At 63.3% G+C, this 21666-nt stretch carries 20 protein-coding genes; 5 read left to right on the forward strand and 15 right to left on the reverse strand.

Translation table 11 applies throughout. The annotated features are described in order from the left end of the window. Positions 1 to 21: 21 nt before the first annotated feature. The 6 genes from V9F06_09945 to fabZ are packed head-to-tail and all read right to left on the reverse strand — an operon-like array spanning position 22 to position 5294. Positions 22 to 552, reverse strand: a complete 531-nt coding sequence (locus V9F06_09945; protein ID MEI2617937.1) for a hypothetical protein — start codon at positions 550 to 552, stop codon at positions 22 to 24. Then, the gene (locus V9F06_09950) at positions 552 to 1646 is read right to left on the reverse strand and encodes a glycosyltransferase family 9 protein (protein MEI2617938.1); all 1095 of its coding nucleotides are present in this window, start codon (positions 1644 to 1646) and stop codon (positions 552 to 554) included. Before V9F06_09950 ends, V9F06_09945 begins: the two co-directional genes overlap by 1 nt. After that, positions 1633 to 2733, reverse strand: coding sequence for a glycosyltransferase family 1 protein (locus V9F06_09955; protein MEI2617939.1), 1101 nt, complete (start codon positions 2731 to 2733; stop codon positions 1633 to 1635). The genes V9F06_09950 and V9F06_09955 overlap by 14 nt, the downstream gene beginning before the upstream one ends. Beyond that, positions 2720 to 3850 carry a glycosyltransferase family 9 protein gene (locus V9F06_09960; GenBank protein ID MEI2617940.1) on the reverse strand — a complete coding sequence of 377 codons (1131 nt, stop codon included), beginning with the start codon at positions 3848 to 3850 and terminating at the stop codon, positions 2720 to 2722. Before V9F06_09960 ends, V9F06_09955 begins: the two co-directional genes overlap by 14 nt. Continuing rightward, positions 3847 to 4857, reverse strand: coding sequence for a glycosyltransferase family 9 protein (locus tag V9F06_09965; GenBank protein MEI2617941.1), 1011 nt, complete (start codon positions 4855 to 4857; stop codon positions 3847 to 3849). The genes V9F06_09960 and V9F06_09965 overlap by 4 nt, the downstream gene beginning before the upstream one ends. Further along, positions 4854 to 5294: a 3-hydroxyacyl-ACP dehydratase FabZ gene (gene fabZ / locus V9F06_09970; GenBank protein MEI2617942.1), complete on the reverse strand. Its 441-nt coding sequence runs from the start codon at positions 5292 to 5294 to the stop codon at positions 4854 to 4856. The genes V9F06_09965 and fabZ overlap by 4 nt, the downstream gene beginning before the upstream one ends. Before the next feature lie 66 nt (positions 5295 to 5360). Between fabZ and V9F06_09975 the strand changes: the two genes are divergently transcribed. After that, positions 5361 to 6371 carry an NAD(P)H-dependent glycerol-3-phosphate dehydrogenase gene (locus tag V9F06_09975; protein MEI2617943.1) on the forward strand — a complete coding sequence of 337 codons (1011 nt, stop codon included), beginning with the start codon at positions 5361 to 5363 and terminating at the stop codon, positions 6369 to 6371. A 12-nt stretch (positions 6372 to 6383) separates the two neighbouring features. On the opposite strand, the gene V9F06_09980 is transcribed toward V9F06_09975, so the two are convergent. The 8 genes from V9F06_09980 to lexA all read right to left on the reverse strand — a co-directional run bounded on the left by V9F06_09980 (position 6384) and on the right by lexA (position 13126). Next, positions 6384 to 6572 carry an adenylosuccinate synthetase gene (locus V9F06_09980; protein ID MEI2617944.1) on the reverse strand — a complete coding sequence of 63 codons (189 nt, stop codon included), beginning with the start codon at positions 6570 to 6572 and terminating at the stop codon, positions 6384 to 6386. Next, on the reverse strand, positions 6569 to 7666 hold the full coding sequence (locus tag V9F06_09985) for an adenylosuccinate synthase (protein MEI2617945.1): 1098 nt from the start codon (positions 7664 to 7666) through the stop codon (positions 6569 to 6571). Before V9F06_09985 ends, V9F06_09980 begins: the two co-directional genes overlap by 4 nt. A 79-nt stretch (positions 7667 to 7745) precedes the next feature. After that, positions 7746 to 8780 carry a DnaJ C-terminal domain-containing protein gene (locus V9F06_09990; GenBank protein MEI2617946.1) on the reverse strand — a complete coding sequence of 345 codons (1035 nt, stop codon included), beginning with the start codon at positions 8778 to 8780 and terminating at the stop codon, positions 7746 to 7748. Positions 8781 to 8870: 90 nt separating this feature from the next. After that, complete coding sequence (locus V9F06_09995; protein ID MEI2617947.1) at positions 8871 to 9431, reverse strand: DUF4126 domain-containing protein; 561 nt, start codon at positions 9429 to 9431, stop codon at positions 8871 to 8873. 34 nt (positions 9432 to 9465) lie between these two features. After that, on the reverse strand, positions 9466 to 10902 hold the full coding sequence (locus V9F06_10000; GenBank protein MEI2617948.1) for a hypothetical protein: 1437 nt from the start codon (positions 10900 to 10902) through the stop codon (positions 9466 to 9468). Then, entirely contained in the window at positions 10899 to 11294 is a 396-nt protein-coding gene (locus tag V9F06_10005; GenBank protein MEI2617949.1) for a VanZ family protein, read from the reverse strand. The genes V9F06_10000 and V9F06_10005 overlap by 4 nt, the downstream gene beginning before the upstream one ends. Then, the gene (locus tag V9F06_10010; protein MEI2617950.1) at positions 11291 to 12436 is read right to left on the reverse strand and encodes a glycosyltransferase; all 1146 of its coding nucleotides are present in this window, start codon (positions 12434 to 12436) and stop codon (positions 11291 to 11293) included. The genes V9F06_10005 and V9F06_10010 overlap by 4 nt, the downstream gene beginning before the upstream one ends. A gap of 48 nt (positions 12437 to 12484) precedes the next feature. After that, positions 12485 to 13126, reverse strand: coding sequence for a transcriptional repressor LexA (lexA, locus tag V9F06_10015; GenBank protein MEI2617951.1), 642 nt, complete (start codon positions 13124 to 13126; stop codon positions 12485 to 12487). 228 nt (positions 13127 to 13354) lie between these two features. Here lexA and V9F06_10020 point away from each other — a divergent pair, with 228 nt between their 5' ends. Together V9F06_10020 and V9F06_10025 are read left to right on the forward strand one after the other, a co-directional pair. Further along, entirely contained in the window at positions 13355 to 15715 is a 2361-nt protein-coding gene (locus V9F06_10020) for an endonuclease MutS2 (protein ID MEI2617952.1), read from the forward strand. After that, complete coding sequence (locus V9F06_10025) at positions 15712 to 15963, forward strand: DUF2007 domain-containing protein (GenBank protein MEI2617953.1); 252 nt, start codon at positions 15712 to 15714, stop codon at positions 15961 to 15963. The genes V9F06_10020 and V9F06_10025 overlap by 4 nt, the downstream gene beginning before the upstream one ends. On the opposite strand, the gene mfd is transcribed toward V9F06_10025, so the two are convergent. Next, the gene (gene mfd, locus V9F06_10030; protein ID MEI2617954.1) at positions 15900 to 19430 is read right to left on the reverse strand and encodes a transcription-repair coupling factor; all 3531 of its coding nucleotides are present in this window, start codon (positions 19428 to 19430) and stop codon (positions 15900 to 15902) included. The two genes, V9F06_10025 and mfd, sit on opposite strands and share 64 nt — an antisense overlap. Positions 19431 to 19576: 146 nt before the next feature. Between mfd and V9F06_10035 the strand changes: the two genes are divergently transcribed. Together V9F06_10035 and V9F06_10040 are read left to right on the forward strand one after the other, a co-directional pair. Beyond that, positions 19577 to 20176, forward strand: a complete 600-nt coding sequence (locus tag V9F06_10035) for a ComEA family DNA-binding protein (protein ID MEI2617955.1) — start codon at positions 19577 to 19579, stop codon at positions 20174 to 20176. A 1-nt stretch (position 20177) separates the two neighbouring features. After that, a complete protein-coding gene (locus V9F06_10040) occupies positions 20178 to 21638 on the forward strand; it encodes a ComEC/Rec2 family competence protein (GenBank protein ID MEI2617956.1) in 1461 nt (486 codons plus the stop codon). The last annotated feature ends 28 nt before the right edge of the window (positions 21639 to 21666 follow it).

Here is a 21666-nt window from a genome sequence, read left to right on the forward strand (position 1 = left end):
CCTTACGCTTCACACTGCGCATCATGGCAGGAAGATCTCGGCTCCACAATACGGGCAGCGGATCAAGCCCTTGCCTGCGATCTCCAGCTGCCCTCCGCAGTTGGGACACGTCTCCGAACCGCGTAGATCCGACGCGGCGCGAGTGTACAAAATGCCTCGGTTCCAGTCTGCGTACCCAGAGAAGAGGCCCTTGGACACGAGGTCGTACAGATCATCACGGACGGAGTCTCGTGTTCCACCGATTTGCAGCGCGAGATCGGCGATGCTGATCTGTCCGGCAGTCTCGACGATCGCGAGTAACTTTCGCTGGCGTTGTCCGGTTGCGAACTGCGCCTCTTCGCTTCGTCCTTTCAGGAATACATACGTGCCGCCGGCCAGCATCGGCAAGATGATTGCAACGAAGAGCAGCCCGCCGCCCAGAATCGCGCCCGATGTCCGAAGTCCGGAATTCTTGTCGGCAACGCCGGAAGCCAGCCACGCGGCGGAGATTGCCATGATACCGAGGCCGCCGAGGATCAATAGCAGCCCGATCGTCCGGCCTCCCCGGAACATCAGGAACCCCCGATGACGAGATCGATGGCGCGCACGACGTCCTCCACAGTAACCAGTGCCATGCAGGTCCGTGTTGGACAGCCAGCGGGCCGGCCGAGCCGGAAGCCCGTGTACAGGCATGGCTGACAGGGAAGATCATGGTACACGACCAGCCCACGTGTTGCCGCAACCTGGCTTGCCTCGACGACGTCCTGAGAACCCCATGGCCTCCACGCATCCCGGTTCGATGGCCCGAAAACCGTTACCCGGGGACAATCGAGAGCAGCCGCCAGGTGGCCCGCAAAGGAGTCTGCGCCAATGACCACTCGTGACCCCTTGAGCACTGCCGCGAGCCCAGGGAGATTCGTCGATGCGACGAGATCCAGCGCGTCTGGCGCAATGCGTCGGATGATTGCTGACGGCTCCAGCGCGTCCTTCGCGCCGACGATTACCGGGGTGATCCCACGGGCCGCGACCGCAGCCGCGATTGCGCCATAACGCTCGGCTGCCCAGGTGCGCGCGGGCGAGTATGGACCAGTGGCTGGGTAGATCACTGCGTAGTCACGCGGCAGGCCGGGAACGTGAGGCAGGAGCGACTGATCAATCCGAGGGGCGGGATCGATGTCAACTCCACCGGCGGCCTTCGCGATGGCCAGCATGTACTCCACCTCATGGCGCGCGCCGAAACCGAGATCCTGGACCCGCGTGGTGAGGAATGTCCCTCGCCCATTATCGAGACCAACTATTTCGGGTGCGCCGGTAGCCCGTGTGAGCCATCGGAATTTGATCGCCCCTGCGTTGGTGGTCAGATGATGGAGCAGCGCGACGGTGTCATAGCCAGCGCGGCGAAGCGACAAGCCAAATCGAGCGCCCATCATCAGCCGATCCGGACGGGCCAACGATCGCGGCCGATCGAACAGATGTTTTGGGAACGTGACTGCCCGAAGACCGTGGCCAAGTAACGGCAGGAGCGCGGCGGACGACGGCGGCACAACGACGTCGATCGACGCGTCGGGGTAGGCGGCGCGTAACGAGCGCAAGGCCGGCTCGCACATGAGGAGGTCCCCGAGGTCAGCGAGCTTGACAACGAGGATGCGCCGCTCAGTTGCGCCCACGTCGCGCCTCCGCGATCACGTCGAGCGTCAGCTGGGCTGTTCGTTCCCAGGTGAAGCCGGCGGCACGACGCGCGCCCCGCTCGACCAGGTCGACTCGGTTCGCGGGATCAAGCGCTGCGAGGATGCCGTCGCGGATGGAGCGAACATCATGCGGGTCGACGAGAATCGCAGCGTCGCCCGATACCTCCGGCATGCTGCCGACGTTGCTGGTTACGACTGGCGCGCCGGAGGCCATCGCCTCGAGGATCCCAAGCCCGAACCCCTCGTAGAGCGCCGGATGGACGAACGCCGCCGCGCCCGCATACAGGGCCGGCACGAGTTCGTCGGGAACATAGCCGAGCCGGATGATGCGGTCGCTCCTGGGGCTCTGTTTCAGACGACGCTCGATCGGGTCACTCATCCAGCCCGATCGTCCGCCGATAACGAGATGCAGGTCATGATTGTCGAGCTGCTCGAATGCTTCGACAAGACGAACGACGTTCTTCCGCGGCTGAACTGTGCTGAGGAACAGTAGATATGGACGCGTGATTCCGGCGTGCGAAAGCGTGGCCGATGGATCGTGGCGGCGAAATCGCTGGTGGTCGATGCCGGAGTGGACGACCGCAATCTTGCCGGGCCGCACCCCATAGTGACGAATCAGATCGTCACGTGTCGTGGCGGAGACTGCGATGAGACGGCTGGCAACACGACCGTTCCAGCGAGTCGTGCGGTCGAGCATCAGCCGGGATGCCTGGTCGTGCGCCTCAGGCTCATGCAGGTAACCGAGGTCGTGGATCGTCGCGATCGAGGCTCGCGGGTGAATGACCGGGATGACGTGGGATGGAACAAAGAGCGCCGCCGGCCGGTCGCGAAGCATCCGCAGCGAGAGGCCGGCATGAGTCCAGAGCCGCGGCATCCGGATGAGCTCGTGATCCACATGCGAGCCGGAGGGCCAGTCCGGCCGGAACTCGCGATGGTAGTACGTCATTGCCGGCCCCTCGTCGATGGCGGCCATCGCGCGCAGAAGCTCAAACGAGTACCACTCGGTTCCGGTCCGCTCGGCCGAGTCAGAACGGCTGGCATCAACCGCGAGGTCAACCCGTCGCATGGGTGCTCAACAGCGAGTCGATCGTGGCGATAACAGCCTCGGGTGTGATTGCCAACATGCAACCGCAGCCGGCTGGCCGACCGGGGCTGAGATCGCCGCACCGCGGGCATCGCCAGCCAGCCGAGATGATTCTGTGACGTACAGGGTCACCCCATGGGCCGTAGCGGCACGGGTCGCTTGGGCCAAAGAGGTGGATCGTTGGCGTCCCGGCCGCAACGGCCAGGTGCATCGGCCCGCTGTCGGCGCCGATGGCGAGGGTTGCTCCGCGCATGATTTCCAGGAGTCCCGCGATGTTCGTCTGGCCGGCGAGGCTTACCGCATCGACGCCCGAGGTGATGCGATCGCAGAGATCACGTTCCCCGTCGCTGCCGGTCACGACGACCGAGACCCCCTGATTCCGCGAGGCATCGATCACCTGCCGCCAGCGAGACTCCGGCCAGAGCTTGACAGCGGCGCCGGAACCCGGATGGATGACGACATAACTGCTGTCGATGCCGGCCGCGCGCAAGAGGGACGTCGTGCCGTCACGAGCCGACTTGCATGGTGGTATCGAGAGCGGGGCTGTCACCGGCGAAGGCAGTTCACCTCCGACCCATTCAGCGACGATCCTGGCCGCCCGCAGAGCTGCGTGCTCGTCGTCGACAAGGAGTGCCTGACGAGTTGCAAACCGGCTCGCGCGAGGATCATCCGACGTAATGACCTCGGAGGCCACGAGCGACCCCAACCAGGCCGCCCACCATGCGTCCGGGCGCAGGACGATCGCGATTCCCGCATTCAGGCGAGCCAGTGATCTGGCCGCCGACTTCAGCTTCCGGTACGGCGCGCTCGGATCACGGGTGGCGGCGCGCGTAAACCCGGGAAATTCGACTGTCACGATATCGTCGACTGGCCACGCCATACGTGCAATGTCGCTCGACCAGCTGCCGACGACGGCGACAAGGCGAACATCCGGCAATTGCTGCCGGAGCAAGCGGACCGCCGGCTGCGACAGGAGGATGTCTCCAAGATGATCCGGCTGCATGACAAGCACGGTGTCGCCAGCGCTCGTCGCGCGTGGCGATACTCCGGCTGCAACGACAAGCCCCGCGTCGCGAATCATGTGTGCCAAAGTCGTCATTCCGACGAGCCTCCCGGCGGAAGGATGGCCAGGCAGGCTGCGGAGACCTGTTCAACCGTGACGTCGCTCGTGCATGGCACTGTCGCGCTGCTTGCCCGCCGAAGATCAACATCGGGGAGTGTCCACGAAGCCGCGGGCGCCACGACGGTCACTCGATCGCCGATCGGTCGGTACCGGCGGGGATTGGTCGGGCCGAAGATCGCGACGACGGGCGTCCCAGTCGCCGCGGCGATATGGCTCATGCCAGTGTCACCGCCGACGTACAGGCTCGATCTGGCTGCGACGGCAATGGCGCCCCCGAGGCTGACCTGGCCGGCGAGAGAGCGGTCGCTCGGCAGTCCGGCATCTTGGACGATCCGGCTGACGAGCTCGCGATCGCTCGCGCCGCCAGAGAAGATCACGGTATAGCCATGGGACTCGATCAGGCGGGCCAACGCGACGTAGTGGCTCGCCGGCCACCGTTTGTCGGGCATGGTCGCTCCGGGATTCTCTGCGCCACCTGGATGGAACAATACCGTGCGAGGCCAGCAAGAACACAGCTGATCGGCGATCTCCGCCTCCTGTCGAGACGGCCGAAGAACAGGTTGCGTGACAAGCGGCTCGATCGCCAATCCGCGCAATGCGTCGAGATAGGCCACGCTTTCATGACGAACTTCGGGCATGACGCGAGTGACGGCCGCCACAGGACATCCCGCCAGGGCGACGAAGGCAGACGTCAATATTCGCGAACGTTCCAACAGGACAACCAGATCGAAGTCTTCGGCCCGGATCGATAGCGCCTGCCGCCCAGCGGCCTTCGCGGTTATGCGGTCGCCGATGCTTCGGACTGTCCACGGTTCGCGCCCTTCGAATATCGGCTGCGAGTGCGGACCGACGAACACCTGCAGATCCGCGTTCGGGAATGCGGCGGCGAGTGAGTCGAGCGTTGGCAACGCCATCACGCAGTCGCCGATACAGCACGGCTTCACAACACCGATGCGGGCCGGCGAGGCTGCCCCCTGGGTCATGCGGGCTGATCGAGATCCGCGACGGCGAACATCAACTCCGCTTTGACCGCGAGCTCACCATCGACCGTCGCGACGGCCGAACCAGTTCCGATCCCACGACGCATTCGGCCCATCACCACCTCCAGCCGGAGAGCGTCGCCGGGCTTCACCTGTCGCTTGAACCGGACGCCGTCGATACCCGCGAAGAACGCCATCTTGCCGCGATGCTCGTCCATGCCGAGTAGTGCCACCGCTCCGACCTGCGCAAGGGCTTCGATGATCAAGACCCCTGGCATCACCGGATAGTGGGGAAAATGCCCCTGAAAGAAGGGCTCGTTCGCGGTGACATTCTTCAAACCCACTGCGCGGATGCCATATTCGACCTCGAGAATACGGTCGACAAGAAGAAAGGGGTAGCGGTGGGGGATAATCGCCTGAATCTCGCGTGTGTCCAGCACCTGTCTGTGTCCTTTCGTTCGATCTGCACCGTGGTCGCGGTTGAGTCTAGGAAGCGCTGGAAGGAAATGTCAAACCCCTCATCAGTGGCGGTAGTCGGAGCTGGCGCGTGGGGCACGACGCTCGCCCTCCATCTTGACTCAGTCGGGGCGAACGTGCGGCTCGTGACGCGCGACGAGGAACAAGCTGACGCCATTCGCGCCGCCGGCGAAAATGTGCGGTATCTCACCGGAGTGCCACTCGCGCCCGCGATTGGCGTGACATCAGATATCCGCATGGCGGCGCAGGATGCGGATGTGGTGTTCGTGGTCGTCCCAACACAGGCCGTCCGTGAAATCAGCCAGCGGCTTCGGACTGTGTTCGCAGGCAACACACTGGTCGTGTCGTGCAGCAAAGGGCTCGAGAGAGACACGCTCGCGCGATCCAGCGAAGTGTTGGCCGACGTGGGCGGCATCCCCGTTGAGAGAATCGCCATCTTATCCGGGCCGAATCTCTCTGGCGAGATCGTGCGAGGTCTGCCGGCCTCGGCGGTTGTTGCGTCGGCGGCATTGTCCACCGCCGAGACTGTGCAATCGCTCCTTTCGTCCGCGCGGTTTCGTGTGTACACGAGCCGGGACGTCATCGGCGTCGAGATCGGCGGCGCGCTGAAGAACGTCATCGCGCTCGGCGCGGGCGTGTCGGACGGCCTCCGGATGGGGCAAAACGCAAAGGCTGCGTTCATTACCCGCGGCCTCGCGGAGCTAACGCGGCTGGGCATCGCAGCGGGCGCGAATCCCCTCACATTCGGCGGATTGAGCGGACTTGGCGATCTGATTGCGACCTGCGAGAGCCCGCTCAGCCGCAACCGAACGTTCGGTCAGCTGCTCAGCGAGGGGCTGAGCATGGAGGACGCGCGCCAGCGGATCGGCCATGTCGTCGAGGGGGCGACGACCGCGTATGCGATGGCGGAGCTAGGCCGGCGATATGGAGTAGAGACACCAATTGCCGACGCGATCGTCGCGGTGCTGGACGGTCAGGTCTCGGTCGATGACGCGATCCATGTGCTGCTGACGCGTAACCAACGGGCCGAGCTGGACTGATACCGACCGGGCCTAGTCCGCCGCCGTCGCGTGAATGAGCTGGTCGCGATGTGGGCCGGTGCCGACGAAGGTAATCGGGACGCCAACGAGCGCCGCGATCCGCCGCAGATATATCTGGGCCGCCTCGGGCAGGCCGGCAGACGCCGCTGTGTCGCTGCCCCCGTCTTCCCAGCCGGCCAACTCCTCATAGATCGGCTTCACCTGCTCGTAGTCTTCGATCCGGGCAGGGGGGAATCATGACGCTCCCCGTTGAGTTCGTACCCGACGCAGACATGAACCGCGTCGACGCCGTCGAGGACATCGAGCTTCGTGAGCGCGATCTCGGTGATGCCGTTCAGACGTGCCGTATAGCGCGCCTGGACCGCGTCGAACCAACCCGTCCGGCGTGGTCGCCCGGTGGTTGTGCCGAACTCGACGCCGCGCGAGCGCAGCATATCGCCGGTGTCGTCGAAGAGCTCGGTCGGAAACGCGCCAGCGCCGACCCGCGTGGAGTACGCCTTGTAGACGCCGATCACGCGGTCGATCTGAGTGGGCGCGACTCCCGCCCCCTGGCAGACCCCCGCCGCTGTCGGGGACGATGACGTAACGTATGGATAGGTGCCGTAGTCGATGTCTAGCATCGCCGCCTGAGCGCCCTCGATCATGACGTTGCGGCCAGCGTCGATCGCATCCTGGATCTCGACCTCGACATCACCGATATATGGCGCCAACCGCTCGCCGTACGCGGCGAATTGTTCGGCCATCTCATCCAGGTCGAACGGCGGGTGTCCATAGAGCGCGCCAAGGAGCGCATTCTTCTCGGCCAATACAGGCTCAAGCCGGCGAACAAGATACTCGGGATCGAGAATATCGGCGGCACGGATCCCGCGCCGCGCGGCCTTATCCGCATAACACGGTCCGTTGCCCCGCTGAGTGGTTCCGATGGTATTTGCGCCGCGGCTGGATTCTTCGAGCCGGTCCTGAATCGGGTGATAGGGCATGATCAGGTGGCAGCGGGATGAGACGCGAAGGTGCGAGGTGTCAACTCCACGGGCGTGCATGTCGTCCAGTTCCTGCAGCAAGATCGCCGGGTCGAGCGCAACTCCGGCGCCGATGACACAGGTGCAATCGGGATGAAGGATGCCTGAGGGAATCAGGTGGAACTTGAATACTCCCCGGTCGGTGACGACGGTATGTCCGGCGTTCGCGCTGCCGTTGGCGCGAACCACAACATCTACGCTGGACGCCAGCGCATCGATGATCTTGCCCTTGCCTTCGTCACCCCATTGGCCACCGAGCACGATTGCTACCGGCATATATCCCGCCCCTCAGAGAATCGACGCAGGCGCGCTAAGACGCGGGCTGATTCCGTTCGCCCGCCAACCGCGTATCATATCACGCGACTGGCGCAGTCTTCTCCGGCTCGCGCATGTCACGGAGCTTTTCGAACAACGATAGCTCCTCCTCGCCGAGGTTTGCTGGAAGAACGACGCGTATGCGGGCGAAGAGATCGCCTCGCTCACTGGACCCGATCGCCGTCGGCCAGCCTTGTCCGCGTAGACGGAACATCTTCCCATTCTTCGACTGGGAAGGAATCGTTAGCGCAACCTTGCCGGTCAACGTCCTGACGATGGCCTCGCCGCCGAGAACCGCGGTATACAACGGGATATCGACATCGGCTCGAAGATCGTTCCCATCGAGCGAGAACTGCTCGTCCGAAACGACCTTGACGCGCAAGTACACATCACCTGCGGGTCCACCGTCGCCCCCTGGCGAACCCTTGCCGGCCACGCGGACACGCTGACCTTCACGAATACCGGCCGGAATCGTGACCTCGATGCGTGACCGGCGTGCGACAGTTCCAGTTCCTTCGCAGATGAGGCAGATCTGGCCGTGGGTGGCGCCAGTGCCGTTGCATTCCAGACATGGCTCGGGTATCTGGATCTCGAAGGTGCGGGATGTGCCGGTGAACGCGTCTCGGAGCGGCACCTCGACAGTGTATTCATGGTCTTCTCCGCGCCGAGGCGTCCGGGCGCGTCGGCGCTGCCGGCCCTTCTGACTGCCGAATAGCGTCTCGAAGAAGTCGGAAAACCCCTCACCGCCATTGGTTCGGTATTCAACGCGGGCGCCGCTGGGGCCGCCGGACTGCTGCGAGACCCACTGACTGAAATCACCCGGGCCGGCGTTCGAGTCGCTTGTTGCCTGGTAGCGTTCCCAGTCGGCGCCGAACTGATCGTAGCGCGCGCGCTTGTCGGCGTCGGATAGCACCTGATAGGCCTCATTGACCGCCTTGAACTTCTCTTCAGCGTCTGGGGCCTTGTTTACGTCCGGATGAAGTCGGCGCGCCTTCTCCCGGTATGCCTTCTTGATCTCGGCGTCGCTTGCCTTGCGCCCGATACCGAGGAGAGAATAGTAGTCCTGAAATTGCATTTGAGACGCCCCGATTCGGCTGAACACTTACTCGCACCTACGTCATGGTTATAATAAACCATGAGTCGGTACGACGCAAGTCTGTCTGCTTCAAATAAGCGAAGCACGTCGTCCATATCGGCGTCGAATCATCACGAACGCGAAGCCGGCGACGGCGACGATCACGAGAACGATGAGAATCGGCGCAACCAGCGCGAGCACGCTCAGGCAGATTGCCGTGCCATCCTCGGCTGCGCTGACTATCGGGTTCCCGACTCCTCCGGTAGTGGCGGTCACGATCGGCCGGAATGTTGACTTGGTGATGTGCACGCCGCCCGCAACGAAGAGGCCGAGGATCATCGCCAGGATCGGGTTGATCCTGTGGACGGCGTCGGTGCTGGCCATGACGAGCAACGCTCCGGCAGCCGGCCTGATGAACGACTGAAACAGATCATTGATGTGGTCGACGATCGGGATTTTGTCGGCAATGATCTCGATCCCAAGGAGCACCGAAATGATCGCAATTGCCCATGGGGATGCGATGACATTATAGGGCGCGGCGAGTTGAATCAGTCCGGTATATCGGTCGGCCAGCGCGATCGCGAGAATCGGAATGTATGCATTCAAGCCGGCCGGCATCGCTAGCCCGAGCCCGGTTAGTAGCTCAAACATCGACCATCTACCTTCTCGTCGTTCACGCTCCTCGTCACGACTCTAGTGTAGCGGCATCGTGGGCTGGATCACTCGGCTGGCCGATCTTCGGTGGAATATAGATGATCGCTGTCGTGATCCAGAAGGCCAGAAGAAGAACGAGCCCCGCCATGACCCTGTCCAGGACAGGCGAGATTGCGTGCGGCTGAAACGACACAAGATGGCCGGCAACGTCGAGTCCGACGATCTCTCCAACCCGAGTCACCAGATTGTTCGCACCGTCCGGTTGGTGATAGAAGCGCTGGGGATCGGCGAAGCCAACGAGCGTCAATAGCGCCCCAATGAGCCATGTTCCGCCAACAATGGCGCGCACCGACCATCCGCTGGTCGCAAGCACCGCGCCTAGCGTCGCCGCGGCAAGTGGCGCGACTGGGACGAGGTAGCGGGCCGCCGGGCCCCACTCTCCCCACCAGACCCGATATGCGCCGACCTCCAGCAGATACGGCGTGATCGCCGCTATCGCCAACAGCCCGCGATTCCGATCGATCTTCAGCCAGCGCGGAAGCCCGGCGATCGCAACGATGTATATCGGCGCATTGATGATCAGCCCCCACTGCGCGTCGAGCAGCAGTCCGAACAGCCCGTTGACGGTCCCCGTTGCTGAGGAAAACCCGGCATGGTCGGCCACATTCTGCACCGGTGAGTGGTACAGCCACCAATTGTAATAGATCAGGGTTGCCGCCCCGATACCGACAAGCAGACAGGCGATGCCCGCCGCGAGCTTGCGCGACCGCCACCATCGCCAGAACAACACGATGCCGAGAACCGCGGCAGTCGGGGCGAAGCGTTGATGGAGCCAGGGCAGGAATCCAACCGCAACCCCCGTTAGCAACCACTGCCAGACTCGATTCTCATCTCGACTCAGGCGTCGGACGGCATAGACGAGGATGAGCGCGGCCGGAATCTCTGGGAAGATCAGCAACGCGTATGGCGCAATCGGCAGGCTAACCGCGAGCGCTAACGCGATCGCCCCCGCCAGGCGAATGCCGCTGCCAGCCTCCCGAGCGAGGAGATACATCTGCCCCGTTAGCAACGCTGCGGCGATGATAATGACGGCCATCGCGCCAATACGCCCGGCGAACGCGTATGGCAGAGCGATCAGAAATGAAAGCCCAAGCCCGTGCTTCGTGTGAAGCCCGGGAAGCACCGACTGCGCTGGGTGCGGCGGTAGCGTGCGCGGAAATCCGCCCCAACCCTGCCAGTCACTCGGAAGCGGGTCGGCGGGATAGAACTCATCGAAATCACGTTGAGCGTAGTTGTTCGACTCGTCGAGGTCACGATCGCGAACGATGCTGATTGCGGTCATCACATAGAACGGCTCATCACCGGTCAGCGGATCGAGTCGTGCCACGAAGCGTGGGACGAACGCAGCGAAAAAGATGGCGGCCATCGCTGTGACGAGGATCAGTGCTCTCCGGTCCTGCGCCATCATGATTCCCTGCCTGGTCGACGCCAGAAGCTTCCCATCAGATTTGTGATTGTTACGCCGAGCGATGCCCCCGCGATGTCGACGAGGACGTCGAAGACGCTGGCGTCGCGGCCCGGGACGAAGGACTGGTGGAACTCGTCGCTCAGCCCATACAGCGCCGCGAGAGTAACCGAGATCAAATCAGCGCGGAAGTCGGGCTCGAATCCGCGTATTGCGAGGCGGATCAGCGCGGCCAGCACCGCATAGGCAACAAGATGGCCAATGATAGCGGCGACGTTGGCCGGCAGCCCTCCGGTCGTCGGGAATGTGCTTCTCGATGACAGCGCGAAAATCAGGATCATCCACGTAAGAACGCCTATCGCAGCAAGCCGGCGTAGAGAACCGGGCGTGTTCATCGGCCTGTTACTCCATGTTCGGCATAGGCTTCGGCAAGCCGATCAACGATGGAGGGGATTGAGAAGTGCGATCGCACACGTTCCTGCGCTGCGGCGCCCAGCGTCATTCTTCCTGACATATCGGCGAGCAGCACAGCGGTTGATTCGGCAAATCGCTCGGGATTGTCGGTGGCAACAAGGCGGCCGGCCGGCCCGAGGACGGCCGGCACATCGCCGACGTCTGATGCGACGATCGCACAGCCGGCCGCCATCAGCTCGAGCAACTTCACCGACTGTTTGCTGCGGGTGATGAGAGTGTCCTGGTACGGGAACACGGCGACGGCAGCTGAACCGAGCACCGACGGAATCACTTCTCGCGCTACATATCCCATTTGCTCTACTTCAGTAGCTGAACCACCCCCAACAGAAACAATCCGCGCTTGCGGGTAGTGCCCTCGTAGCGACCGTGCAAACTGGTCTGGCCAGCCCGGCGCGAATTCCTCGAAGCGGGAGTAGAGCAGCACAGTGGGAATCGCGCGGTCCGACGCGGGTGAGCGCGCGGCCTCGAGCTCCGCGATCCATGACGACGCAAGACCGTTCGGCAGCCGATGGACGTTCCGTGACGAGCGTCGCAATACGCACGCGCGCTCAGTAAGCAGGGTGCTGGCGGCCGTGACACCATCCGCGTCACGAAGCAGGGTGCGCTCCTGCCAATCAAAGAGTCGACGCTGGGCCAGCGGGTAGTGACCCTGGCGATTCCAGCCACCGTCGCCCTCCCAGTCGTCGCTGTCGACGATGACAGGCACGCGGCCAAGGAGACAGCGGGCCGCAATGCCGCCGAATCCGCGCGGCTTGAACAGGTGGATCAGACGCGGGCGCAGGTGTCGGATGACTTCGAGCTGCTGGAACACGGCGGGAAGCGTCGTGGCGCCGGCAGCCGCAGTGTTGACGATCAAGACACCATCCCGCGTCTCGACGACTCCGCGCTCGAACGGCATATCCCATGGGCTGGTGACGATCGCACAGCGATAGCCTCGCGCGGCGAGCTCGCTGGCGAACGGAAGCGCGCGCGACTGGAGCGTTCCCAGTCGCCACAGGCCGAATGTGCCCAGCATGACAATGTCGAAGGTGTCTTCGCGCATGACGGCAGATGGTAACAACATGGATGCGTCGACCGCCAGAGCGAAGCTGATCCGATTGAAGACGCGAGGCTACTGGATCACTGGCCGGACGACGGTCACAAGCTTGCCCTGGATCTCGACGTTCTTCGCGTCGGTGTAGATCGGCCCCATCGTCACGTTGGCCGGCTGAAGGCGAATCTGGGAACCCTCGCGATACAGCCGCTTCAGCGTCGTCTCGCGCTCGCTCTTGAGCCAGACCGCCACCGTCTCGCCATTCTCGCAGACATTCTGGTGTCGGAGAACGACAACATCACCATCGTTTATCAAGGCATCGACCATTGAATGCCCCTTGACGCGAAGGGCGAACAAGCCCTCCGTCCGTGAACCTAGCACGTCGACGCCCAACTCGATTGTGTCGATGAACTCCTGAGTTACAAGGTCATCCGGCACCGGAATTGGCTCGCCAGCGGCGATCCGGCCGACGACGGGAATCGAGATAACGCCCCGACGCGATGTCGCTCTGCCGACCACCTCAATGCCCCGGGAAATATGTCTGTTCCTGCGCAACAAGTTGCGCTGCTCGAGAACCTTGAGGTTGTAATCCACAACACTGGTGGATGAGATCGACAATCCATCCTGGATCTCGCGAATCGTTGGGGGATAGGAGCGCGCATCGGTGAACGTCTCGATGAACCCGAGAATATCTCGTTGACGCGCCGACAATTCCTTCATATCTCTTCTCTCCCACATGATCCAGCGGTACGCTATCGATCGCAGCAGCCACTCGACGACGTCAGTATAATGGCGAACAGATGTTCGTGTCAACCAGACCTTTCATGTTCAGGTTCGATCCGCGCTTGAGGGTGGTTCGCAAGGCGGGACGATACAATGAGCGCTGCGACATTCGGACCACCCTGGCGACTGAACAACCAACCCTGAGCGAAGCAAACGGAAGAGCACGTGGCAACCGACATTCTGACGACACTCGAGTTCGACCGCGTCCGGGCGAGCGTGGCGCGACATTGTCAATTCTCGCTGGCTGCGGTACGAGCCACCGAGCTCGGACCGTCGGCCGATGCCTCAACTGTCCGCTACTTGTTGCGGGTTACCGACGAGGCCTATCGCCTCCTCGAAGACCATGCCGGCTTCGGTGTCGGAGGCTGTCGCAACATCCTCTCCGAGGTCGAGCGCGCAGAGATCGGGGGAGTGCTTCAGCCCGAAGAGCTGCTGGATGTCCTTTCGACGATCGCGGCTGCTCGCGCGCTCAAGCGCTCATTTCGGCGAATTGAGGAGGCCAGCGAGCGATACCCGGAAATCGATGAGTTTGTCGGATTCATCGTCGAGCTGCCAGGTATCGAGGCGAACATCCGCCGCTGCATTGGCGAGCGTGGTGAGGTGCTGGATTCGGCGAGCGACGCATTGCGCACAATACGCCAGCAGCTCAGGTCGGCCCACGGCCGGCTTCTGGAGCGGATCAATCGGTATCTGCAGCACTCTGCGATCCAGGACCCGATCGTCACCCAGCGAGACGGACGCTACGTTGTGCCGGTCCGCGCCGATCGACGTGGACAGATGCCGGGTGTCGTCCACGACACCTCCGCGAGCGGGCAGACGCTCTTCGTCGAGCCAATGGATATCGTCGATCTGAACAATCGCTGGCGGGAGCTGCAATCTGCAGAGCGACATGAGATCGAGCGGATCCTCACGGTGCTCTCACGGGAGGTCGGCGAGGCAGCACCGGAGCTACGTCGCACGCTGGAAGCGCTGGCGGCGATCGACATGGCGCTGGCAAAGGCACGTTACGCATCCGCGAGTCGCGCGACGATGCCAGCCATCGTCGACGGTCAATCCCACAATGGTCGTCGGGTTGTGCTGAACCGCGCTCGCCACCCGCTGCTTGATCCATCGACCGTCGTCCCGATCGACATCGAGCTGGGCACGACCTTCCGGGTGCTGGTCATCACGGGGCCAAACACCGGTGGCAAGACAGTCGCATTGAAGACGATCGGCCTGATGGCGGTCATGGCCCAGTCGGGACTGTTCATACCTGCTGACGAGGGCAGTGAGCTGCCGGTCTTCGACGGCATTTTCGCCGATATCGGCGACGAACAGAGCATCGAGCAAAATCTCTCGACGTTCTCCTCGCACATGGTTCGGGTGATCGCGATGCTGGATGGCGTCTCGCGGGAAAGCCTCGTCCTTCTCGACGAGCTCGGCGCTGGCACCGACCCGGAGGAGGGCGCCGCGCTCGCCCGGTCGATCATCACCGAGATCCTCGACGTAGGATGCCTGGGAGTAACGACGACCCACTACTCCGAGCTGAAGGCGTTCGCCTATTCCACCGAAGGCACAGAGAACGGCAGCGTCGAGTTCAACCTGCAGACACTCTCCCCGACGTACCGTCTGGTGGTCGGCATCCCTGGCCAGTCAAACGCGCTCGCGATCGCGCGACGCCTGGGCATGCCCGATCGAGTCATCGAACGAGCCCGGACGTTCGTAGATCCGTCGGTCGAACGAGCGGATACGTTACTCGGCGAGATCCGTCAACGGCGCGAGGAAGCTGAGGTCGCACAGCGAGAGGCAACACGAGAACGCGCTGTCGCCGGGAATCTTCGCCGTGAAGCGGAGCACGCTCGCGCGGAAGCAGAGATCGAGCGCGAAAGCGCACGGCGAGACGCATTGGCCGAGGTCGAGCGCGAGCTCGCAGAGGCTCGCCAAGCGATCCGCCGTATCCGCGAAGTCCCGGTTCGCGTCGAACGGGCCGAGATCAAGCCAGTCAAAGACATCGCCCGGCAGGATGTCGAAGCAGCGGCTCGTGCCGTCAAGGAGTCTCAACGTCGCCGGCCGGCGCGGGCCATTGTCCGGGTCCCGCTGAAACTGGGCGATCATGTCGAGCTCGTCGCTTTGGGCGGCGAGGGTGAAGTCACCGGGTTCTCCGACGACATGACCGGGGTGGATGTCCAGATGGGGGCATTCAAGATTCGCCAGCCGCTGTCGGGGGTACGCAAGCTGGGCAGCAAGCCGAAAGTCGACCGCCGGCCAGCGCCAAGCATGCCGCCACCCCGCCGCGAAGTGGACATGGAGTTGCATCTCCGCGGCCAACGCGCGGCAGGCGTGGACCAACTGGTCGACGAGTATCTACACGACGCGTACCTCTCGCGGCTGCCGTTTGTCCGGATCGTGCATGGCAAGGGGACGGGCGCCTTGCGCGACGTTGTTCGCGATGTGTTGCGCGGACACCCGCTGGTGGAGAAGTTTGAAACCCCGCCGCACTACGAAGGCGGGGATGGCGTGACGGTTGTTTATCTGAGGGATTCATGAGCCACGAAGAACACGACGACGTGCGCGTCGTCACCGCCGCAGTCGCGCCAAACGAGATCATCGCCGAGATCTGGCAGCAGGTGCTCGAGGACGAGGGGATCATCAGTGCGCTGAAGGCCGGCGGCATGGGGCACAGCTTCACCACAAACGCACTCAACGAGCATTACATCCTCGTCCGCGAGGATCAGGCAGATCGAGCCCGCGCCATCATTGCGGAACTCGAAGTTGAGGAAGATTCATCTCCCTGAACCGCCATGCTGGCGCCCGCGCTGGCGATCACATCAAAGAGCCGGTTGAGCGCGACGTCACGAGTTACTCGCAGGTCTTCGACACGAATACGAACCTGGTTGGGCGTGACACGTATTCCGTTGCCCAGCTCACGTCGCAACTGCTGCTGGCTCAGCTTGCCCCCGATGACCGGACGCACGACGATATCGCCGTCGCGTTCGACGATGGTCGTTATCCCCAGTCGGCTCGCGCGCTGGCGTAGCCGGACCAGATCGAACAGCCGCTCGGTTGAAGCGGGAACCGCACCGAACCGATCGCGAAGCTCGGCATCGAGGTCGACCAGCGCTCGCTCGTTGGGCGCAGCAGCAATCCTCTGGTAGAGCTCCAGCCGGGACTGCTCGTCGGAAACGAACTCTTCGGGGATGCCGGCCTCGACCGCGATATCGAGGTTGATCTCCTCTGGTTCGGCAATCGGGTGGCCGGCACGAATCTCCTCGACAGCGTGCGCGAGCATCCTGGTGTACAGATCAAATCCCACCGCCGCGATGTGGCCTGACTGCTCACCGCCGAGAATGTTCCCCGCGCCGCGGATTTCCATGTCGCGCATCGCGACCTGAAACCCGGCGCCAAGCTCGGTTGCCTCCTGTATTGCTTCAAGCCGCTCCAATGCCTCGACGGAGAGTGGCGTGTTCGGTGGGTACAGGACATAGGCGTACGCGCGATTGGTCGAACGGCCAACTCTCCCTCGGAGCTGATACATCTGAGTGAGCCCGAGCATCTGTGCGTTTTCCAGAACGATCGTATTCGCATTCGGTATGTCGACCCCGGACTCGATAATCGTCGTGCAAATCAGCACGTCGAACTCCTGGCGCATGAACGCCAACACAACCTGCTCGAGATCGTGTTCGTTCATCTGACCGTGAGCAACAGCGAGCTGCGCCTCGGGCACGAGTTCCCGAAGCCGCTCGCAGGTGCGGTAGATGCTCTGGACGCGGTTGTGGACAACGTAGACCTGGCCACCACGAGCAAGCTCCCGCAGTATCGCCTCCCGAATAATTGCGTCGTCGGCCGGCGTAACAAATGTGCGGATTGGCACCCGATCTTGCGGCGGCGTGGTAATCAGTGAGAGATCCCGCAGGCCGGTCAGCGCGAAGTGGAGCGTCCGAGGGATCGGCGTCGCGGTCATCGTGAGGACATCGATCGCCGAACGCATCCGCTTGATGTGCTCCTTGTGGCGGACGCCGAATCGCTGCTCCTCATCCACGATCAGCAGCCCCAGGTTCTTGAAGTCGACATCCTTCTGAAGTAGTCGATGCGTCCCGATGACGATATCTACTGCGCCGTCGGCGAGACCGCGAACTACTGCAGACTGGTCGGTCTTGCTTCGAAGACGCGAAAGCATCTCGACGCGAACCGGGAACGGGGCGAGGCGTTCGCGGAATGTGTTGTAGTGCTGCAGCGCGAGAATCGTCGTCGGCACCAGCACGGCGACCTGGGTTCCATCGTTGACCGCCTTGAAGGCGGCCCGCAGCCCGACCTCTGTCTTGCCATAGCCCACATCACCGCAGACAAGGCGATCCATTGGGCGCGCAGATTCCATATCCGCCTTGACGTCCCGAATGGCTTTGTCCTGCTCAACCGTCTCACGGAACGGAAACGACTCCGCGAGTTCGGCATCCCAGGTTGAGTCGCTCGGGAATGCGCGCCCCTGTGCCGTCTCCCGCGCGGCGTACAGCTGAAGTAACTCCCAGGCCATCTCACGGATCGCGCGACGGACCCGGGCTTTCGTCTTCGCCCAATCGGGAGATGACAAACGGGTGATCTTCGGTTCGCCGGCCGGACTTTCGTACGGGACAAGCCGGTCAGACTGATCGACGGGCACATAGAGGCGATCTCCGCCAGCGTAGTCAACCTGGAGATATTCGCGATCGACGCCAGAGAGGTCCAGTCGCACCAGTCCGCCGAACTGCCCAACGCCGTGCTCGACGTGAACGACGTAGGAGCCGGGCTTGAATTGCCTCGCCTTGCGCGGTCGTGCCTGAGTTTGGGTCCCTTGCGTTCGGACAAGCTTCCGGATACCGAACAGTTCGAGATCACTCAGAACGAGAAGTCGCGCCGGGCCGTACCGAAATCCGACGGTGAGTGGCGCGTGGACAACGTCGACCGTTCCGGGCGCCGGCGGGGTTGCGGCTTCAGCAGCGCCACGCTTGAAGGCGCGGGGGTAGATATCGTGTTCCTCGAGTAGATCGCGGAGTCGCTCACTCTGTTCAGTAGCCAACACGACTCGCCACCCGTCGGTGAGCTCGTCTTTCAGATCAGCGACGAGGTCATCGATGCGGCCACCGAAAACGGGAGTGTCCCCGAATGGCGCGCCGGTCGCGACTTCGACACCTTCGTCACCGCTATCCCCGATTCGCCAGACCGCCAGTCGTTCGATATCGGAGAAGAGGTCGCGCCGATGGCGATAGGGGATCGGAAATCCGGAGGGGACCTCGCCTGCTTGTTCCAGTGTCTGGCGCACGTCTTCTGCCTGTAGCGCAACCTGGTCCATCTGCAGATCGACCGATTGCGGATCAACGACAACGAGAAGCGCCGACGCTGGGAGGTAATCGAGCAGGGACGCGTCGTTGCCCGGGAAGAGGGAGGCAAGGAGGTCGATCGAAGACGGCACGGCGCCCGCTTGCAGGAACGCCACCAGTCGTTCCCACTCCTCGCGCACCTCGTCACGCAGCGCAGCCAGCTTCAGCCTGCCGATCCGCTCCAACGCGACGGCTCGATTCGTGAGGTCATATTCGATCGGGGGTAGAAGGCGCGCGGAGGCGACCCGCTCGGTGGAGCGCTGGGTCAGCGGATCGAAGCGTCGGATGCTATCGATCTCATCACCGAACAGCTCAATCCGGATTGCATCGGCTGCCCCCGGCGAATAGACGTCGAGGATTCCGCCCCGGCGGGACATCGTCCCTGGGCCGTCCACCTGAGGCTGATGATCGTATCCGGCCGCGGTGAGATGTCGAACGAGCGCAGCATCATCAATCCGCTGCCCGACGGCGAGATCGACAACATCACGAACATACGAACCGGGCTGGCGGACGGCGGTCATCAGGGCGCGCGCCGTTGCAACGATAACCGGGGGCATCTCGGATTCGTTCGCGGCAACGAGTCGTCCCAGGATGGTCGAACGCTGGGCGGCCAGATCCGGATCGTGTGGCATCTGTTCGTATGGGAGTGGATCGGCAGCCTTCCATGCCATCGGCGGGTTCCCGACCGGCAGGAGTTGGCTCAGGTTGTTAATCACCGTGTCGGCGGTCTCTTGCCGGCCAACGACCACGACGATCGGGCCGGATGTCCGACCTGCCATGGCTGCGAGCGCCACTGCGCGAGCAGCAGCGGCTAGCGGCGGCGTCCTCCACGGTTCGGCGACTCTGGCTAGCCCGACTGCTGGGAGTGGTATGTCATGAAACAGCGGCAGCAGGTGGGATAGCGTCACCGCGCCCTCATTTCGCCCGATTGCATATTTCCAGACAACAAGCGCGGGCCAAACGCGTTTCCGCGTGGCCTTCCCGCACAGGACAGTATATGCGACCTGCGCTATCATCCCCCTTGATCAGATTGAGCAGTTCGGAGACCGAGGCCGTGGAACAACCACAGCACTCATCATCGTGGACCTGGGTCCGCGCGATGATGATCGGCGTCGCGCTCGGGGCAGTGGTCGTCGCATTGATGACCACGGTGTTGCGCGCGCGATCTACCCCGACGGTCGTGCTGAATGTCGTCGAAGCGCCGGACCCATCAACGATCCGCGTTTATGTCGGAGGCAAGGTCGTCGCGCCCGGGATCTACACGCTCGATCGCGGCAGCCGAATCGCCGAGGCTATTCAGGCGGCAGGCGGTGAAGCGAAGGGCGGAGACACATCGTCGCTGCCGATGGCCGCAGTCGTCCAGGATGGCGACCAGGTTGTCGTGCCGGAGATCAGGCCGACGCCAAAAGCGGCGGAATCCCGCGGCACGCCCGCCCCGGGCACGACACGTGAGGCCGGCCCGATCGACCTCAATCACGCAGTTGCCACCGAGCTGGATGCGCTTCCGGGCATCGGGCCGACGCTCGCGGCACGGATCGTCGAATTCCGCGAGACCAACGGTCCATTCACCTCGATCGACCAGTTAGCCGAAATCCGCGGGATCTCCGAGCGGATGGTGGAAATCCTGCGCCCGCTCATCACGATTCGACCGTGAGATGGGACTGGTCGCTGCGCTCGGAATCATCGCCGGCGCTCGTCTGGCCAACGCTGATCTGTGGGTACTGGCGGTTGCGCTTCTTGGTGGATTGCTCATCCTCGTTGCGCTCACTCGCGATCACGTCCGTGTGCTCTGCGCGACCTTGCTAATCGGCTTTCTCGCCGGCAGCGCTGCTGCTGTCATCTTGCGAGAGCCCACAACACCCCCATATGCCGGCAACGGGCACGAGCGCACAACCATGACGGTCATATCCGACCCAGCGCAGAACCCTCGCGGATATCACGCTCGCGTTCGGTGGACCGATGCGCAGGGCATCGAACGAACATCATTCATGCTGGCAGGAGCCTGGCCCCGATTTCATCGCGGGGACACGATCCTGGCCACCACGCGCGCCGAGGGCATCAACGCGGACAGCCTCATCGTCTCGTCGCTCGTGGTCGAGCGTCACGCGGCGACACTCGAAGAACAGAGGTCGCGACTCCGCAACTGGCTCGACGGCACGGTTCGAGGGACGGTGGGCGGATCGGAGGGCGCGTTGGCGCTCGGGCTGCTAATTGGCGACGATTCGGCAATGACACGCCACACCGACGACGCAGTGCGACGCGCCGGGCTTTCTCACATCACAGCAGTCAGCGGCTGGAACGTCACGCTCGTGGTCGCGAGCGTGGGAGCGCTCCTGTTGGCGCTCGGATTACGTGGTCCAGGATGGATCACGATCGAAGTCGGAGCCCTCGCGGGCTACATCTGGCTGGTTGGCGCTGATCCACCGGTCATCCGCGCGGCGATCATGGGCGGCTTCGTGATCGCCGCGCGCCAGCTTGGCCGGCCCGCCCACGGGCCATCACTGATCGCTCTGGCCGCCGCGCTGATGATCGCGACAGATCCGTCCGCGCTGTCGAGCCTGTCGTTCCATCTCAGCATTCTTGCCACGGCGGCACTGATCGCCAGCCTGCGTTACACGGCGCGCTGGTCCGGCCTGCGCGCGGTGGTATTGACGCCGATGGTCGCGACAGCAGCCATCACGTTAGCGACCGCGCCGGCATTCGCCGTTACCATGGGCACGATCTCGCTCGTGTCCATTCCGGCCAATGTTCTGGCTGGGCCTCTCGTCCCACTCGCGGCGGCCGGCGGCGCGCTGATCGTAGCAACCGCGTGGCTGCCGGCCATCCAGGTGTTCGTGGCTGCTGTTACCTGGTACTTGACCCACCTGATTCTCTGGATCGCAGAGACGTTCGCCAGCGTCCCAGGTGGCGTGCTGCAGTTTCGCCGGGAGGATGGATTGGCACTTCGTGGCGCGATTTTCGTGATGCTCGTGGCGGCGGCATTGCTGCTGCCGGAGGGACGATTCATCGCCTGGCAGATCGATCGCTGGATGCAGCGAGACTCGCGTATTGCAGCATTCGTGGCTGGCGGCCTCGTCGTAGGAATCGCGGCGCTCGTCGTCGTCTCTGCGCCATGAACGAGCCAAGAACCGACGGGTGTCTGTG

It is taken from the genome of Thermomicrobiales bacterium (genome assembly GCA_037045155.1).
Lineage (GTDB): Bacteria > Chloroflexota > Chloroflexia > Thermomicrobiales > CFX8 > JAMLIA01.